We start from the raw sequence: 17,175 nt of genomic DNA, 5'->3' as shown, positions 1-17,175 counted from the left end.
GACAGCGCGCGCCGAGCTCATGGGAGCAGATTCTACTGCTTGAGGCTTTCGCTCGCCTCGAACGACTTGAGAAAAGTTTCGCGTATCTTTGGTTTGACAAGCTTTCCCAAAGCATTTCTCGGAAACTCATCCCAAAAGACGATATCACTGAGACGTTGGTGCTTGCCGAGCCGGGCATTGGCCCATTCAAGCAGCTCGTGCTCGGTGACTGCAGACCCCGCGCGTAGTTTCACCAGACCGACCGGCGTTTCGCCCCACTTCCGGTGCGGTGCCCCGACGACGACGAGCTCGACCACGTCTTGATGCTCGCCGATGACCGCCTCAATGTCCGCCGGGTAGATGTTCAGCCCGCCCGTGATAATCATGTCCTTGCGACGGTCCATGATGTAGATGAAGCCCTCTTCATCACGGCGCCCGATATCGCCCGACTTGAGAAAAATGCGGCCGGAGGCGTCCCGCCACAGGAGGCTGCGCGTCTCATCGGGACGGTTGAAGTAGCCGCCCATGGTGAACGGTCCGAGGCCGACGATTTCACCAACCTCCCCAGCCGGCAACTCGCGACCTTCCTCATCAATGATGCGGATTTCGCAGCCAAGAATCGGGCGCCCCACCGAGCCAGGCTTCGTGGAATGCTCGCTCGGCTTGGCAAGCGTGCCAAAGCCTTCGGTCAAGCCGTAAAGCTCAAAAAGGTTTGGCGTTATGCGCGCCAGCGTCTGCGATTTCGTGTAGCCGTGGAGCTTCGAGCCGAGGGTAAGCAGCCCACGGATACTGCTCAGATCCGCGCCAGCAAGCGACGGCTCCTCCAGGATCATGTTCAGTTGCGTGGGAACGAGCATCGTGTGGGTCACACGATGGCGCTCGACCAGCGCAATGATATCGGGCGCACTGCAACGGGGCGGAGAGACGACAGTACCACCAGCAATGATGGCCGACATCAGGTTGATCCAAGTTCCCGACGCCGACAATGGCGTGCCGAGTAGAGCAATGGCGCGACTGTCGATGTTCATGTCGAGGCCGCACAGGATTCCAAGGGCCTGTAGCGACTGATGCGACCGGATGATGCCTTTCGGGGTGCCGGTTGTACCTGAGCTGTACCAGAGGCAAGCCATATCCGGGAGCTGATGCCAGCGTTCCGGGCGGTGGTCCTCGCTGCCCGAGAGCAAATCATCCAGAGTTCGCCAGGCCGGAGCCTCAAAATCAAAGGCGACCCAGCGATCCGGCTGGACGCTCGGCAGCGTCGCGCGCAATTCCTCGACGCGATCGAGATAGTCTCGCCCTGCGAAGAAGAATGTGGCTGCCGCATCCCTGAGCAGCAGTCCCATCTGGTCGCCCGACAAGAATGCACTGACCGGCACGAAACAGCCACCCGCCTTGTGCGTCGCGAAGATGAGTTCGATAAGCTGATAGCCGTTTGGCGCCAGCGCCGCGACCCGGTCACCAGCGCGCAGACCCGCTGCTCGAAGGGCGTTCGCCAAGCGATTGGTGTGCTGGTCGAACTCCCGCCAGGTCACCACCGTGCTGTCCATAATGATAGCAGGCTTGTCCGCGAAGCTTGCCGCATGTGTCGAGATTAGATCTGGAATATTCAGGAAGTTGGTATCAAGCATCGACGGCTCCAGACATCATCGACAACGACGGCAATTGGTTAACTGATGGAGAACGGCTTCCAGTACCACTGCGCTGCGCGGACAGCGAGTCTCGATCTGTTCGAATATGTTATCGATAACATACGAATTCTGTATCACAATCTTTTTGTTCAAGCATCGACCGCGACATCGTGTCCAGACGAGGCCGTGACCTCGAACAAGCCTCGTATCTTCCGCTTAGGCGCTCTGCCGACGCACAATCTCGAACCCTCGATCGATCACGCGTGGCCCTTCGTATGTCCCGGCGATCTTCTGCAGCAGGACTTCAGCACAAATCTTGCCCAGCTCGCGCCGCGGCGTTCGGACAGTCGTGAGCGAAGGCACTGTTTCTCCCGCGATTTCGACATCGCCGAAACCTGTAATCGCGATGTCCTGCGGGACGCGCAGTCCTCTGCGCTGGGCCTCCATAAGCGCCCCAACTGCCAGGGTGTCAGACCCGAAAACGATGGCGTCCGTGTCAGGGTGCCGCTCGAGCAACCTGTCGAGGATAACGGCTCCCTCATGGATCGCGAAGGAGCCACCTTGTGTCTGGCTGTCCTGGCATTCGTATCCGGCTTCGCTCAGCGCTTTCTTCCAGCCGCGCCGCCGCTCCAACGAGCGATCGTTGTGCTCTGAATCGACGTAGCCGAACCCTATCTTGCGATACCCCCAATCCATCAGCGAGCGGGTCATTTCATAGACCGCGCGCTGGTTGGAGAAGCCCACAACAATGTCGAGCGGCCTCGTCGTCTTGCACCAAGTCTCGATGATCGGGACGCCCGAGCGCTTGCACATTTCCTTGGTGCGGTCGGTATGCCGGCTTCCTGTGAGGACCACACCCGCCGGCCGCCAGCCCAGGAATTCCGATAGGATCTCTTCCTCGTATTTATGATCGTAGGAGGAGCAGCCCACCATTGTCGTGTAGCCCTTCGCGATCAGGGTAGCCGTCATTTCCTCGATGAAATCCGAGAAGACCGAGTTGGCAAGGCTCGGTACGGAGACTGCTACCATGCGGCTCTGTCGAGACGACAAGCTGCCCGCGACGAAGTTCGGTACGAACCCGAGCTCATCGATGGCTTTGCGGATACGTTCCAACGTACTCGGGGAAACCTTGTTGGGCGTGCGCAGCGCGCGCGAAACCGTCATGGCAGTCACGCCAGCGCGCTCGGCGATTTCCTGCATCCGTACCGAGCCTTTCGGTACGACCTCCGCGACCGGCGGAAGCACGGCACTTATCTTGCTGGTTCTAGGCGCGGCCATTACGAGCTTTCCTTGGGCCGGGAAGCAGCTTGCGCCCCAGAACCGACCGTATATGTAGGCTATCGATCTGTACGCGACCAGTCGTCGACGGCAGGTTGTCCCCGCTCCGTATGACGCGCGCGCTTCCTGGGTGATCTGAAATCATGCAGCCGTAGCTCTCAGGTCCTCGCCACCGATCATGACCCGTTCCTCCGCGATCCATGCGCTCATCTGCCCATCCGGACAGTAGCTGCGCGTGATGGTGACGAGCCGCGGCAGGATGCCGTCCGGCGTCTCGATGCCCGCCGCCATCGATGCGTAATCAGCGAACCAGAGCTCAAGCAGGTAATCGAACCCCTCCTGATCGTTGGCTCGCGGTTCCCGGAGCTTGACGTTGGCCGGAGTATCGAGGCCGAAGTTGTGCACGGCGCGAACAATTCCCGTTGCCTTGTCCTGCCGTAGCAATGCCTTGGCCACTTGCCGCTCCAGAAGTGCGGCATCGCCGGCTTGCTCGAGCGACATTGCGAGCACCACTTTATGTGCGCCCGAGCCGGGAGTTCCGCTAATGCAGGATTCTTCGCGATAGAACCGGATGGCGCAATTCGGCAGGTCAAGGAACCTGCGCTCGTCGTCTACCAAATCCTGCGTTGCTGCAGCGCCATCGATGCTGGAGCGGGTGGCAAGGACCGCGTCCTCACCATCAAACCAAAGCTGACATATGCCCTCATACGGTGCGTTTGCCGACGCGGCGAGGCTTGCCAGCGGCTCCGAGAGTGGCGTCGCGACGAGATGGTTCTGAACATAGCGCCGCATGCCGAGACGAGCTGTCCTGCCTTTCAGCGCATAAGGACCGTGCTGCTCCCGCCAGTAGTTGCTGAACTCATTGAGCGAACGGTCCGGACGCTTGCGCATGCAAAAATTCAACTTGAGCATTCCTTCCTCCCTGCGCCGCGGCCTGTGGGCTGGTCGGCTAGGCCAGCTGGAGGCGGACCTCGATATTGCCACGTGTGGCGTGCGAGAAGGGGCACATGTGATGGGCCTTCTCGACGATTTCCATGGCTTTTGCACGATCGAGACCGGGCATGTCGACGGCAAGAGCGGCGGCGAGCGCAAAGCCTTGATCTTCAGCCTTGCCGATGGTCACCTCGGCACTCACCGAGCAAGCCTCCAGCTTAACGCCAGATTGCAGGCTCACGAAGCGTACGGCACTCTCGAAACAGGCCGAGTACGCCGCAGCAAACAACTGCTCAGGATTGGTTCCGGGAGCGCCGTCGCCGCCCATCGCCTTCGGCCGCGTTAGCGCCAGATCAAGAATTCCATCACTTGAGCGCACGTTGCCAGCGCGGCCTCCGACGGCCTTGGCTTGTGCCGTATAGAGCGGCGTTACTATTGCTCGCATCGAATGGCTCCTTCGTCCGCTTCAGGCAGAGACGAGATCATGGATCGGGATGCCACGGGGATAGGCGTCCGTGCGCTCCTTGGAGACCCGGAAGTTGAGCTGCGCACCGTCGGTCTTGGCGATCATGATCGTGAAATGCGATTGCTCATGCAGCGAACGGACTTTGCAACCCTCCAACAGGTGGCCCATGTACGCTTGGCCCTCATGACAGACTGTCAGGTGAACATGGATGTTCGGCTCACCCTCGCGGTAGACAATCCCCGAGGCGCCCTCAGAATCGTAGGTGTCGCAATTCCAGCCGAGAGTTCCGACCCCGCTACATTCCATCAGGCCTTGTAGCTCAATCACGCCGGGCTGCGCCTCGACCGCCCCTTTTGTGAGCGGCATGCTGAGCCGTGCTGAACGCAGGCCGCCGACGATATTGAGGACTAAGCCAGTTTTGATGTCGTGCTCTTTAGCGACGGCCATGATCTCGTTGTATAGATCGCCATCTGGATCGAGCTGAGCCACGATGATGTCGGTAATTCGGGCATGTGCAGTTCGCGCTACCATGAGCCTATCTTCTCGTTCAGTTTCTGAGGGTTGCGATTGGATGGCACGACTGCCATGCCGATGATCTTATGTGGATGTTAGCGATAACAAGCACGACTTGTCAATGTACTACGATCGCTCTCAGTACGATCGATGACGGCGGCATCACCATGATGGCTCATCCCGGACATGTGCCGCGCGGCGGCGAAACCAAAGGTCATTGCGGGTCCGATGAGGGATCCCGCCCCCGGGTAATGTCCGCGGAACACATTCGCCGCGTCATTGCCTGCTGCGTAGAGCCCTTCGACGGCCGAGCCGTCCTTACGCATCACCCTTGCATTGGCATCAATGCGGATACCTGCGAACGTACCCACATCACCAGCGAAGAACCAGAGCGCGTAGAAAGGCGGACGACGGAGAGGGGCAACATTGGCATTGAAAGGATTGGTCTCGTCACCGAGAAACGCGCCGTAGGCGTTGCGGCCTTTCCCGAACTCAGGATCTTCCCCTCGTTCGGCATATGCATTGTAAGCCTCCACCGTTGCCTGCAGGTGACCGGCGTCGATGCCTGCTTGTACTCCCAGCTCGCTTATCGTCGCTGCGCGTGTGATGTAACCGGACTGGATAAGCGGGCCGATCGGCAGGAACGGCTTCGCGTAACCTAGTCCGTAGCGGCTGAAGGCATCGTGATCGCAGATGAAGAACGCGCCGGCAGGGCGACCCGCGTCCGGATGCTTGATGAGGCTCTCCACGAATTCATGATAGGAGCGGCTCTCGTCGGTGAAGCGCTTTCCGTTGCGCAGGACAGCGATCGTTCCCGGCTTTCCCTGGTTCACGGAATGAATGATCCCGCCCCAGCTACCGTCTGGCCGTGGAACCTTGGAAATAGGCATCCACGCCGCTGGATTGGACATGACCTCATCGATATAGCCGCCAGCGCTTTCGGCCATGCGCGCCCCATCCCCCACGTTTCCTGGCGCCACGATCGATACATGGTCCTCATGACCCGCAGGGTGGCGGAATACCTTCCGCCGGCGCTCCACGTCATGCGAGAACCCGCCGCTGGCGAGCACCACGCCGCGGCGGGCTCGCACTTCGATCAAGTTTCCGCGCCGGTGGACGACAGCGCCAACCACTCGGCCGGCCTCGATCCGCAGATCCATCGCTGGAGCCAGCGTCCACAGTCTTCCGCCGCTTGCGAAATAGGCGCCCGCCAGTTGTGCCACAAGCGCGTTGCCATTCACCAGCGAGCGCCCGCGACCGTGTATCAGCCTGTCCCAACCATATTTGGTGAGCAGCGCGCTGACACGCAGTGTCGACTGCAATGAACGCCCGAACTTATAAAGGTGGCGCAGGTCCGACCCGGAGCTCACCCCCATTCCGAACAAGGCGAGCTCGCGCGGCAAGGGACGCAAGCGTGCGAACTCCTCCCCTAATATCGACGCATGCACGGGGGAAGCCTGGATAGAGCGACCCATCTTCTGGCCGCCTGGAAATTCCGGATGGTAATCGATCATCCGCGTCGTCGCAGAGAAAGAGATGCCCACCGTCGATGTGAAAAAATCCACCATCGCGGGACCGTTGCTGAGGTAGGCCGCGACCATGACAGGGTCGAAGTCCTCTCCGCACAGTTGTCTCAAATAGTCGGTCGCCCGTTCAGGGCTGTCTCCCAGGTTTTCACGGGCAGCCAGCGGATTGTCCGGTATCCACAGGTATCCACCTGACGTCGCGGTGGTACCGCCAAAGACCGACGCCTTTTCTGTGACAAGGACGTCAAGGCCAGCTTTTATTGCCGTGATCGCAGCGGCAAAGCCGCCCGCGCCCGAGCCGACCACCAGTACGTCGCACTCATGCTTGTCCATACCATCTTCCCAATTCGCGGCGATGGTTGTAGAGGACGCCCTGCTCTAGGGATGTCCGCGTCCGTGGTCACTCAGCCGCGCCGAGCGACCGTTTCCCGAAAGTCCTTGTTCGCCGATGTCGCGGCATTCAGGAGAAGGGTGGTGTCGGCCGAGTAGAAGAAAAGGCTACATCCGGCATCGATCCAACGGCTTGCCTCGGGCGGCGAATAGATGCCGATCCCAGCCGCTACGCCTCCGCGTCGAGCCGCCTCCACGATACGGCCTGTCGCCTCAAGCACCCCCGGCGCCTCCACTTGTCCGGGAGTACCAAGGGACGACGCAAGATCAGCTCGCCCGACGATCAGTGCATCAAGCCCAGGATTGCAGCCCACGATCGCGTCGATCTGATCCACACCTGCGCGGTCTTCAATCTGGCCGACAATAACGAGCTCCTCGTTCTGGCGAATGCAATGCGCGAGAAATTCCGAGCGCAGGCCGCCGTAATGTGCTGCCCGAGTTAACGTGCAGGTTCCCCGCTCTCCTTTCGGAGCATAGTTGATGGCCTTAACCGCTTTGCGGACATCGTCTTCCGACTGCACGAAGGGGATCACGATTCCTGCCGCCCCAAGTTCTAGAACTTCCAGGATCGACTTGTCCGCGTTCTCACGGACCCGCACGAGGGCTGCCATGTCCCGCAATTCGGCAGCCCTGATCATATTGGCGACGTCGCTCCAGTTCTTCGGCGAGTGCTCTAGATCGATAATGACGAAGTCGAATCCAGCATATCCCATGATCTCCACTATGTCGGGACTGGCCATGAAGGCAAAAGTGCCGAACACCGGCTCGCCGTTCCTCAGCTTTTCCTTGAGGTTTTGTTTCATTCTTTTCCCCGTTTGCCGCATGGCCGATAAGTCGGCGCGTCTGAGTTATCGATAACATTATTCAATGATCAGCCGCGGGACCGGCTTGCTCGCAGATCTGGCAACGTCCCTACAACGCCCGAGCCACCTCGTGGCCCTCGTAGACCGCCTCGATGGCTGAGCGCGGCGCAAGGCAGTCGCCGATGGAACGATGGGATATGGATTCGCCGTCGAACCAAGCGCGATGCTCGTCGCGCGCCACATTGTTGTCGACGACAATGACATGGTCGAACTTGCCGCAGGTCTCGACAAGACCGGAGATGGGATCTGCGACCAGCAAATCACCAGCGTCGAAAGACACCAGCTTACGCATCGGATGCATGCGCACCGCATGCTCTCGGAACCGGTGCATGAGGCCGTAAAGACTGTAGGGGACGATGCCCCAACCAGGCGCGCCGCCAGGCGTGATGAGGGCAATCTCACGGCCGGATGCCATCAGTTGCTCTACGACCGCCATCATCGTGTAGCCACCCGTGGTGTCGAACACTGCCACCCGCTGCCCGACGGCATCGAAATTCTCTGCGAACTCGTCGACCGAGAGCACGCCGGCAGCACCCGCCAACGGCTTTGCCCGCACATTCGAGCCGGTGGCGAAGACGATCTCATCCGCCCCGAGATGGCGTATCGCATCAGGCGTTGCACGGCGATCAAGATTGATATCAACGCCCTGGCGTTCGCAGCGCGCGATCAGGCTGTTCACGAGGCGCCTGTGGTCACCGCGTCTGGCGAAGCGAGCAGCTATCGCAAGCTGGCCACCAAGCTGGCTTCCCGCCTCCCACAAGCTTACCTTGTGCCCACGCGCGGCCGCGACATGCGCCGCCTCAAGCCCGGCCGGGCCGCCGCCAACCACAAGCACCGACTTGCGGCGCTGAGCTGGCTGGCTGGCCGGCGCCGGCCAAACTCCCTCTTTCCCGACCGCCGGATTGGACATGCAGGTGATCGGGAGTGCCGTCCAGTTACGGCCGAGGCACCCCTGATTGCACGACGTACAGGGGACGACTTCCTCCTCCCTACCCTCGCGCGACTTGCGCACGATCTCGGGATCTGCGAGCAGAGCACGGCCCATCCCCACCATGTCAGCATGACCATCGGCGATCATCGCTTCCGCCTGCGCTACCTCCCTGAACCGCGCAACCGTCAGCACAGGAATTGCAGAGCCGCGAGCGCGGAGCGCCGCAGTCGCCTTGACCGTCAATTCACGGAAGTACTCATCATGAAAGCTCATATCAGGCGCGAGTGTCGCGACTGAAAGCGAGCCATGGTAGGCTGACTGGCTGAGATGGACGAAATCGACCTTTAGCCGCTCAACGAACTTCACCAGGATTGGGATTGAAATCTCCGGCGTGAGGCCGCCATCAATGTATTCGTGAAGTGAATACCGAAATCCGATTGGGTAATCCGCTCCCATCTCCTCACGCACCGCACCGATAAGCTCCAGCGTGAAGCGCATACGGTTTTCCTCACTTCCACCATAGATGTCAGTGCGGAAATTAGAGGCAGGTGAGAGGAACTGCTGCAGCAGGTGGCCGTGTCCGACATGCAGTTCGACTCCATCTATGCCGGCCTCGCGTAGCATGCGGACGACCTTTATCTGGTCGTCGATCACAGAACGGATCTCGGCATGGGTCATCTCGTGCGGCACGGCTCCGGTGCCTGACCATGGAACAGGCGACGCGCCCCAGGCAGGTGTGCGCGAGCAGTTGCCGTCCCCCTGGCGCCCCACGTGAACGATCTGGGCGAACAACCGCGCGCCGTGGCGATGAACGACGTCGGCGCACATTCTGAACGCCTCATCACTGTCATCGAGGAAGCCGGCGAGCTGTGGTGGCCGCGCGAGGGCCGAGCGGCTGGGCCGGATCCCCTCCATGAAGATCGTGCCGACGCCTCCCCTAGCCCGCGCCTCATAGTATTCGGCAAGCTGCTTGCTGGGCAGATTGTGGTCACCCATGTTCGTTGTCAACGCCGGGATGAAGAGCCGGTTCGGAACCTCACAGGTTCCCAGCATCATTGGCTCGAACACATGTTTGTAGCGGCTCACAGCCTGCTCCCGTCAATTTTGAAACGATCCCGCGCCGTCACACAGTCCGATACGTTGATCAGGACAGATAAGCCTCATTGATCCGCCTGTCGGTTGCAAGCACGGCGGCGTCGCCCTCGGCAATCTTTCGTCCGCTATCGAGCACATAGGCACGACTGGATATGCGCAGCGCCGCCTTGGCGTTCTGCTCCACGAGCAATATTGTGGTTCCCTCGTTGTTCAGTTCCTGGATAAGCTCGAAAACGCGCGCCACCATCAACGGGGCAAGCCCCATGCTCGGCTCGTCCAGCAACATCAAACGTGGCCGCGCCAACAGCGCGCGGGCCAGCGCGAGCATCTGCTGCTCGCCGCCGCTCATGCTCTGGGCCATCACGCCCCGGCGCTCGTAAAGCACCGGGAAGCGGTCGTAGATCCCGCTCATCTCGGATCGCCAGCCGCCATCACGTGTATAAGCCCCCATCTCGAGGTTTTCAGCGACCGTCAATGTTCCGATCGTGCCCCTCCCCTCGGGAACAAGGATCATGCCGCCACGCACGATCCGATGCGGTGGCTGGCCACCAATGTTTTTGCCATTGAAGCGGATCGAGCCCGTGGAAGCCAGCAAGCCGCACAGCGCCAGCAACGTGCTCGATTTTCCTGCCCCGTTAGAGCCGATCAACGAGACGATCTCGCCTTCAGTCACGTTAAAGGATACGCTCTGGACCGCCTTTATCATGCCGTAGCTAACGCAAAGGTTCTCGACCTCAAGCATGCTCATCGGCTGCCCCCAAATAGGCTTCAATAACCTTCGTATCTTGGCGCACGTCGGCAGGTGCGCCGTCAGCGATGACGTTGCCGAAGTTGAGCACCACGACCTTATCGGAGATGCTCATGATGAAGCCGGCCTTGTGCTCAATCACGATCATGGCGAGCTCTTGCTCTCGCAGAGACTGAATGAGCTCCTTTACCTCATTCGTCTCGCGCGGTGTCATGCCAGCCGTCGGCTCATCGAGCAGCAGCAAGCGCGGATTGCTGACGAGTGCGCGGGCGATCTCAACTCTGCGCTGAATGCCGTAGGACAGTTCACCGCCCTCCCGGTCCGCGTATTGGCCGAGGTGGAGGGACCTGATGATGTCGCTTGTACGATCACGTGCCTCCTCTTCCATCTTCCGCGCCAACGGCAGACGAAGCAAAGTAGCCGCCAGCCCGAACTGGAGACCGGCGTGGCAGCCCGTCAACACGTTCTCAAAAACCGTCATGCCCTGGAACATGCGAATATTCTGGAATGTGCGGCTGATTCGGCCGTCCGCGGCGATGCGATGGGCTGGCCAATCCGTGACATCGCGGCCAGCGATGAAAACCCGGCCGGATGTTGGCTTCGAGAGGGCGCTTATGACGTTGAGCAAGGTCGTCTTGCCTGCGCCATTGGGCCCGATCAGCCCCACGACCCTGCCCCGAGGCACCATGAAGGAGACGTCGGAAAGCGCACGAATGCCGCCAAAGTGCTTGCTGATGCCAGCCACTTCGAGTTCCGCTGCGACGGTCGCTGGGCCTTCGAGAGCCACGTTGAACGCCGCACTCATCGGGTGCCCCCTGCTGCGGCGCCGCGACTGAGGCCAATGCGCCGACCAAGCAGGACCAAGGGATCGATCAACCCGTTCGGCAGGTAAACAACGATCACCACCAAGAGCGCTCCGATGATCATTTCCCGGTACTCGGCGAAGCCTGCCAGCCAGTCCGGCATCGAGGTGACGACAAGAGCCCCGAGAACCGGGCCGAACGGTGTCGAAATGCCTCCCAGCAAGGTGTTCACAAGCGCCATGGTAAGCTGAACGAAACCGAACTCGAAGGGAACCACGACGCGGTTCACATGCGCCCACAGGCCGCCAGCGAGCGCGGCAACTGCCGTGCTGATCAGAAACGCCTTGAGCCTGTAAGCCTCAACGTCGATCCCCATTGCACGCGCGGCAGAAACGTCCGTGCGGATGGCGTCCCAGGCGCGGCCGGTCCGGGATTTCTGAAGCGTGCAGGCAATATAGAGCAGAACCGCGAGCACGATAACGACATGCCAGGCCCTGACAGTAGCCGGGACGCCCAATAGGCCGGACGGGCCGTTGGTCAAGCTGTCAAGATTCATCGCCATCGCCTGCACGATCGCCGCAAAGCTCAGCGTCGCAATGGCCAAGTAGTGTCCGCGCAGCTTGAGGACCGGATAGACAAGAACGGCTCCGAGCACGAGCGCAAGTGCGATGCCTGCGGTGATACCAACCACGGACGGAAGGCCGAAGCGTGTGCTGAGGATGCCGGCTGTGTAGGCGCCAATTGCCATGAAGCCCACTGCGGACAGGTTGAAGATACCGGCGCGTAGCGAGAAGTAGATACTGAGCGCGGTGACAGCATTGATGAGCGCTGTGACGATCGCGTGGTTGTAAACGATCAACCAGTAGGAGAACTCCTCCAGACTCATGGTCGAGCCTCCTCGTCGCGCCCGAACATGCCGTTGGGCCTTAGAATGAGGAAGCAGAAAAGTATCCCGAAGATTACGACGTCTCTGAACGCGCCAATCCCAATCATGATGCTGAAGACCTCGGATAGGCCTATGAGCATGCTTGCCACGACAACGCCCACAACGCTGCCGAAACCGCCGATGACGATAGCAGCGAACCCCTTCAGCACATACGGTTCACCCATCAGGAAGTGCACCGAGTTGAACATCAACCCGAGGAGCACGCCTGCCAGCCCTCCGAGCCCTCCGGAAATGAAGAACGTCCAGCGGGCGACACCCGCAGTCGGGATCCCCAGCATGCGTGCGATGCGCTCGTTGAACGCCATGGTACGGATGGCCTTGCCAAGCTTCGTTCTGTTGAGAAGGACATAGCAACCGATCAGCACGCACACCGTCGTAGCCAGGACGAGGAGTTGGATGAACGTCACGCGAAGGTCACCGATGATCCATTGTGCGCCCGGCAGGCTATTCGACGGAAAGCGCTCGACCTGTGCGCCGGAAAGCTTCTGCGTCACCGATAGCAACACCATCGATGCGCCGATGCTCGCCACAAGCGTTGACATGGGCGAGCCACCGCGGGCGCGCAGGGGCCTGAAAATGATCGCTTCCAGCAGCATGTTGATCAGCCCGCCGGCGAGGACCGCAAGCAGCAACGCGAGCACGAAGGGCACCGCGTAGAGCTTCATCGCATAGAAGGAGACAAAGGCGCTCATCGCAAAGATCGCGCCTTGTGCGACGTTGAGGATGTTCAGCGCGCCCAGCACCATGTTGAAGCCGAGTGCGAAGAGGGCATACACCGACCCCGCTACGATCCCGTTGAGAAGTTGCTGAAGCAGCATCTTGCACTCGTCTCTCGGTTCAAAGTGAAGGAGGGGTCAGGAAGCCGCGACGCCGCGACGCGGCGTGATTTCGTACGCGTGAAACGAGCGATCAATCCAGCAACTTGACGCTTCCGTCAGCCTGCATTTCAAAGAAGAACGGTGTTAGCGCGACCAGTCGATCCTCGAAATGCGTCTTGCCGTTGGTGCCGAATATCGTATCCATTTCACCAATCGTCTCTATCGCTTCGCGAATTTTCTCGCGATCACCGCTACCGGCCTTCTTGATGATCTGGGCGAGCATCAGAACGGAATTGTATCCGTTCGCGCTAAAGGTATCGGGCTCGCGATTGAAGCGCTTGCGATACTCAGCCACGAACTGTTTATTGCTGTCGAGGGGCGACTCGGCGATCCACTGTGAAGGGTAGAGCGCGCCCTTTGCGGCCGCGCCAGCGACACGTCGCACCTCGTCGGAGTCGAAATTCTGCACCCCGATGAAGACTGTGTCCGTGAGGCCCGCCTGCCGCGCCTGCACGAAAGCCGGGCCGGTCTGTCCGCCGAGCAGCAGGATCGCGAGAACGTCCGGCTTCGTGCCGGCGATGTTGGTCAGCTGTGCGGAAAAATCCGCGTCTGCACCCGATGTGACGGCCTCGGTCGCCACCACCTTGATACCGGCCTTTTTGAAGGCCGCTGTCACGACTGGTGCGAGGTTGGCGAACAGCGGGTTCTCGCGCTGGTAAAGAACTGCGCCAGTCTTGAACTTACCGCCGGCGGCGATCTTGGCGACAAGTTGTTCCAGGAAGCTATCTGAAGGGCGGACCGTATTGTAGACATAGTTGCCTATTTTGCCGAGACCATCGACAACGCAGTCCCCGTTCAGGGTCGGCACTTTTAGTTCCTGGGCCACCGGAAGCGCGGCCTGGCAGATGTTGCTGGCGGTGTAGCCGACGATCGCCGAGACTCGGTTACGAAGCGCAAGCTGCTGCGTGATACTGATGCCGGTCGGCTGACTGGACTGGTCATCCATGTAGATCGGCACCAGCTTCAGGTCACCGAGCATGCCGCTTTTCTCGACATGCTCGAAAGCGATCTCCATGGCGTCTCTCATCTTGACGCCTGCAAAGGCAACGGGGCCTGTAAGGGAGAGCGGAACGCCGATCTTGATCTCTTCCGCCGCCGCTGGGGACGCACCGATTGCGCTTGCAGTAGCTCCTGCGAGCACCGCCATGCGAAACCACGCCGCGATTCCTTGATTCATGCCCATCTGAAACCTCCTCCCGACTGGATCCTGGCGCGCTTCGGTCGCCTTTTATGTTATCGCTAACAAATAGCGCAGCCTGCAGGCGCTGTGAAGTCAAAAACTACGAAGAAGATAATTTTTACTGCGGTCAGACCACCAGTTGACCGGCGTTTGCTGATCGTCTCTTTAGGGACGGACTACCCGCAGCCATTCTTAGGCCGCCGGGGAACTTCCCGTCTTCCAATAATCTTGACGGTACCGCCATCCGTCTGCGGCGAGCGCGTCAAACGCCTATTGGGGCGATGACGCCCCCGCAGGACGGCCGCAGTCCGCACGCTACTTCAGCAGTTCGAGGCTTGCGAACAGTGCCGCGGTATTGCGACATGCAGCGCCCGCCTCGATGTTTTCTTGATTGGCCTCGGCTGCTAGTCCGCTGTCACCGGCTCGTTGTGACGCACGCGTGCGGCATTCGTTCCAGCGATGCGGCCGAATGTTGCGCCGCGCAGTACGGATGTCGCGGCCGGATATCTCCGGTGATAGACCCCCACCAGGGCGCCTGCCGCCAGGAGGCCTGGAATCCGATCCCCATCGGCGTTCAGCACCTGCCCTTCAGCATCCGTCTTAATGCCGCCAAAGGTGATAATTCCGGACGGTATCAAGGGGTAAGCGAAAAAGGGAGCTTTGCCGATGGGACGGGACCAGTTCGACTTGGGTGGCACGAGGCCCTTGGTCGATAACCCGTCGGCAACTGAGGGATCAAATCCCACAATCTGCGGGCAAGCCGCGTTGTATGTCGCAATTGTCTCCTCGACCTGCTTTACGGGAATGCCCAGTTTTGCCGCAAGCTCCCCGATGGTATTGGCCTTCACTGGTGGAAGGTCGGAATAAATTGCGTTTTTGTAGTTCGGGACATCTTCTATGCTTGAGTCATAGATCGCGTAGCCGACGCCATCGGGCTGCTTCTGAATCGCCCAGCAAATTCGGTCGAAATTGGTGTAGTCCGCCCCCTGTCCTTCGTCCGCGAAGCGCTGCCCATATTTGTTGACTACGACACCATAGGCGAAGATCAGGACCTTCGCTTCCTGACGCCCTGAACGAAGGTCGACTGGCGTCGAGTGGTATGAGCCATAGTCTCCTGCCGGGGCAGCACCGATCTCAAGCGCCATCCGGATGCCTTCACCGCGATTATAGTGTGCTCCGCGCGCGACGGGCCGGATGTTGATGCTCCCCGGACCGATGTAGCGGGCCAGCATCTCCGGGCTGCCCTCGAACCCGCCGCTGGCGAGCACAACGGCTTTCGCTCGGAAATCGACGCGACGGTTCTGGCGCATGACCGCTTTGACCCCGACGACCGCGCCAGCATCGTCCTGGATAAGACCGGTGGCTGTGGTCTCGTAGTGAAAGGTGACACCAGCCTCGCGTGCCTTCTCGAGCAGCGCGACGAGAAGCGCGTGACCGCCGCCGCTCGGCGCTATCATCGGCTGATTGCGCAGGGTGATCTGCGGAAGGTTGGTCTCGAGGAAACGCACACCCATCGACTTGAGCCATTGTATCGTCGGCACCGCGCGCGATGCAAAGGTGTCGAGGTAGCTCGGATCGGTAACGTTCATGGCGCGTATCACGCTCGGCCACTGCCCCTCGGGTCCGGCCATCTCGGAGATCATATGCGGATCGGGATTGGCGCTCGCCACCGCCGCCATCTCCTCCTCGAAATCGTCCGAGAGCTCGTTCTCATTCTTGAGACGCATATAGGCTTCGGTGTTGCGCGTGCAGCCTCCGCTTTCCTCCTCCGGGGCTCGCTCGAGCACGCAAACACGCGCGCCCTGCTCGGCCGCCGAAACCGCCGCTGACATTCCGGCTATACCGTGGCCAACGACGACCACGTCGTACTCGTGTTTTGGGATCAATCCAACCTCCCTCGGTCCCCGGCAGAGTCGCGAATGGGGGACGTTTGCTCGTTGCAGCAGCGGCGAACCGCGGCTCGTTTCTGTCGCAGGGAACATCGGTCAACTGCATGACACCGCAGAAAAGTCGATGTTCATGATGAAATGCCCACTTAGCGTCGCAATCGGCATCCCATCGGGCCGAAATCTTAAAAATCTGGCGGCGCCTCTCGTGCGCTCCTCGAAGGCTGGAATTCCAACGTCCTCGGCGGAGAAGAGCATAGCCAAGCAACCAACCGGGCGATGATCATGCGTGGCTCAACAGCGGGAGCTTCCGCAATTCCTCGCTCACCGTCTCGCTGACAGGCATTGCGACGCCGAGTTCCTCGCCGGTCGCAAGAGCAATCTCCATGTCCTTGAGGGACCATGGCATTTCACCCACCCTATCCCAATGTCTGAGGCTCCAGTTATCGGCGCTCGACGTGGTCAACGCTCGCCGTAGCGCGGCAATATTCAACCCCCATTTTTCCGCTAGCATGAAGCCTTCATAGTTCGCCGTGACCGCCGCCCACAAGATCATGTTGTTGACGGTCTTGGCGACCTGGGCTGCACCGAGGCGCTCACCGACATGCTCGATGTCCGCAGAGAACGGCCGCATCAACAGCTCGGCGTCCGCGCAATCCGCCGGCGGCCCCGACAATAACGTCAGGAGTGTGCCGGCGATCGCTCCCATCTCGGCACGGCAAACCGGTGCATCCACCACTCTTATACCCCTTTCGGCCGCGCGCGCGCCGAGCGCCTGGACGAATTTCGGCGAGACCGTTGAGATAACGAGAACGAGTGTTCCTGGGCGAGCATGAGCGATCAATCCATCGGGGCTATCGAACAGATCCGTGACCTGCTTCTCCGAACCGACCATCACCAGCACCGCATCGGCGGCCGCGATAGCGGTGGCAAGATCCTCGACGACCTCACCGCCTGACTGCGCCAGCAGATGCATGCGACCGGGATGAGGATCGTACCCTTTAACCGAAAGACCGGCCTTGCGCATGTGTCCGGCCATGGGCAGGCCCATCCGACCCAGCCCGAGGATGAGCGCGTCGTAAGTATCCATATTGTCTTTCCTGTCGCCCGTTCCAAAGGGGTGCGAACGCGC

Annotated in this window: 15 protein-coding genes; all 15 read right to left on the bottom strand. The window is 60.3% G+C overall.

Features of this window, described 5'->3' with window-relative positions:
- Positions 1-32: 32 nt before the first annotated feature.
- The 15 genes from KIO76_RS25515 to KIO76_RS25445 all read right to left on the bottom strand — a co-directional run bounded on the left by KIO76_RS25515 (position 33) and on the right by KIO76_RS25445 (position 17,133).
- Positions 33-1,607 carry a class I adenylate-forming enzyme family protein gene (locus tag KIO76_RS25515; protein WP_213326377.1) on the bottom strand — a complete coding sequence of 525 codons (1,575 nt, stop codon included), beginning with the start codon at positions 1,605-1,607 and terminating at the stop codon, positions 33-35.
- Between the two features lie 216 nt (positions 1,608-1,823).
- Positions 1,824-2,885: a LacI family DNA-binding transcriptional regulator gene (locus tag KIO76_RS25510; RefSeq protein WP_213326376.1), complete on the bottom strand. Its 1,062-nt coding sequence runs from the start codon at positions 2,883-2,885 to the stop codon at positions 1,824-1,826.
- A gap of 141 nt (positions 2,886-3,026) precedes the next feature.
- On the bottom strand, positions 3,027-3,797 hold the full coding sequence (locus tag KIO76_RS25505; RefSeq protein WP_213326375.1) for an EthD domain-containing protein: 771 nt from the start codon (positions 3,795-3,797) through the stop codon (positions 3,027-3,029).
- 37 nt (positions 3,798-3,834) lie between these two features.
- On the bottom strand, positions 3,835-4,263 hold the full coding sequence (locus KIO76_RS25500; RefSeq protein ID WP_213326374.1) for an organic hydroperoxide resistance protein: 429 nt from the start codon (positions 4,261-4,263) through the stop codon (positions 3,835-3,837).
- 21 nt (positions 4,264-4,284) lie between these two features.
- On the bottom strand, positions 4,285-4,815 hold the full coding sequence (locus tag KIO76_RS25495; protein WP_213337783.1) for a PPC domain-containing DNA-binding protein: 531 nt from the start codon (positions 4,813-4,815) through the stop codon (positions 4,285-4,287).
- Between the two features lie 77 nt (positions 4,816-4,892).
- A complete protein-coding gene (locus tag KIO76_RS25490; protein WP_213326372.1) occupies positions 4,893-6,656 on the bottom strand; it encodes an FAD-binding protein in 1,764 nt (587 codons plus the stop codon).
- A gap of 71 nt (positions 6,657-6,727) precedes the next feature.
- Positions 6,728-7,516 (bottom strand): HpcH/HpaI aldolase family protein, encoded by a 789-nt coding sequence (locus KIO76_RS25485; RefSeq protein ID WP_213326371.1) that lies wholly within the window; start codon positions 7,514-7,516, stop codon positions 6,728-6,730.
- A gap of 109 nt (positions 7,517-7,625) precedes the next feature.
- On the bottom strand, positions 7,626-9,593 hold the full coding sequence (locus KIO76_RS25480; protein WP_213326370.1) for an oxidoreductase: 1,968 nt from the start codon (positions 9,591-9,593) through the stop codon (positions 7,626-7,628).
- 58 nt (positions 9,594-9,651) lie between these two features.
- On the bottom strand, positions 9,652-10,350 hold the full coding sequence (locus KIO76_RS25475) for an ABC transporter ATP-binding protein (RefSeq protein ID WP_213326369.1): 699 nt from the start codon (positions 10,348-10,350) through the stop codon (positions 9,652-9,654).
- Positions 10,337-11,155, bottom strand: a complete 819-nt coding sequence (locus KIO76_RS25470) for an ABC transporter ATP-binding protein (RefSeq protein ID WP_213326368.1) — start codon at positions 11,153-11,155, stop codon at positions 10,337-10,339. The genes KIO76_RS25475 and KIO76_RS25470 overlap by 14 nt, the downstream gene beginning before the upstream one ends.
- Entirely contained in the window at positions 11,152-12,039 is an 888-nt protein-coding gene (locus KIO76_RS25465; protein WP_213326367.1) for a branched-chain amino acid ABC transporter permease, read from the bottom strand. Before KIO76_RS25465 ends, KIO76_RS25470 begins: the two co-directional genes overlap by 4 nt.
- The gene (locus KIO76_RS25460) at positions 12,036-12,917 is read right to left on the bottom strand and encodes a branched-chain amino acid ABC transporter permease (RefSeq protein WP_213326366.1); all 882 of its coding nucleotides are present in this window, start codon (positions 12,915-12,917) and stop codon (positions 12,036-12,038) included. The genes KIO76_RS25465 and KIO76_RS25460 overlap by 4 nt, the downstream gene beginning before the upstream one ends.
- 91 nt (positions 12,918-13,008) lie before the next feature.
- Positions 13,009-14,160 (bottom strand): ABC transporter substrate-binding protein, encoded by a 1,152-nt coding sequence (locus tag KIO76_RS25455; RefSeq protein ID WP_213326365.1) that lies wholly within the window; start codon positions 14,158-14,160, stop codon positions 13,009-13,011.
- Positions 14,161-14,561: 401 nt separating this feature from the next.
- Positions 14,562-16,043, bottom strand: coding sequence for an FAD-dependent oxidoreductase (locus tag KIO76_RS25450; RefSeq protein WP_213326364.1), 1,482 nt, complete (start codon positions 16,041-16,043; stop codon positions 14,562-14,564).
- A gap of 283 nt (positions 16,044-16,326) precedes the next feature.
- The gene (locus KIO76_RS25445) at positions 16,327-17,133 is read right to left on the bottom strand and encodes an NAD(P)-dependent oxidoreductase (RefSeq protein ID WP_213326363.1); all 807 of its coding nucleotides are present in this window, start codon (positions 17,131-17,133) and stop codon (positions 16,327-16,329) included.
- Positions 17,134-17,175: the final 42 nt, after the last annotated feature.

This window comes from Chelatococcus sp. YT9 (genome assembly GCF_018398315.1).
Classification (GTDB): Bacteria; Pseudomonadota; Alphaproteobacteria; order Rhizobiales; family Beijerinckiaceae; genus Chelatococcus.
This window is presented reverse-complemented; position numbering and strand designations above follow the sequence as displayed.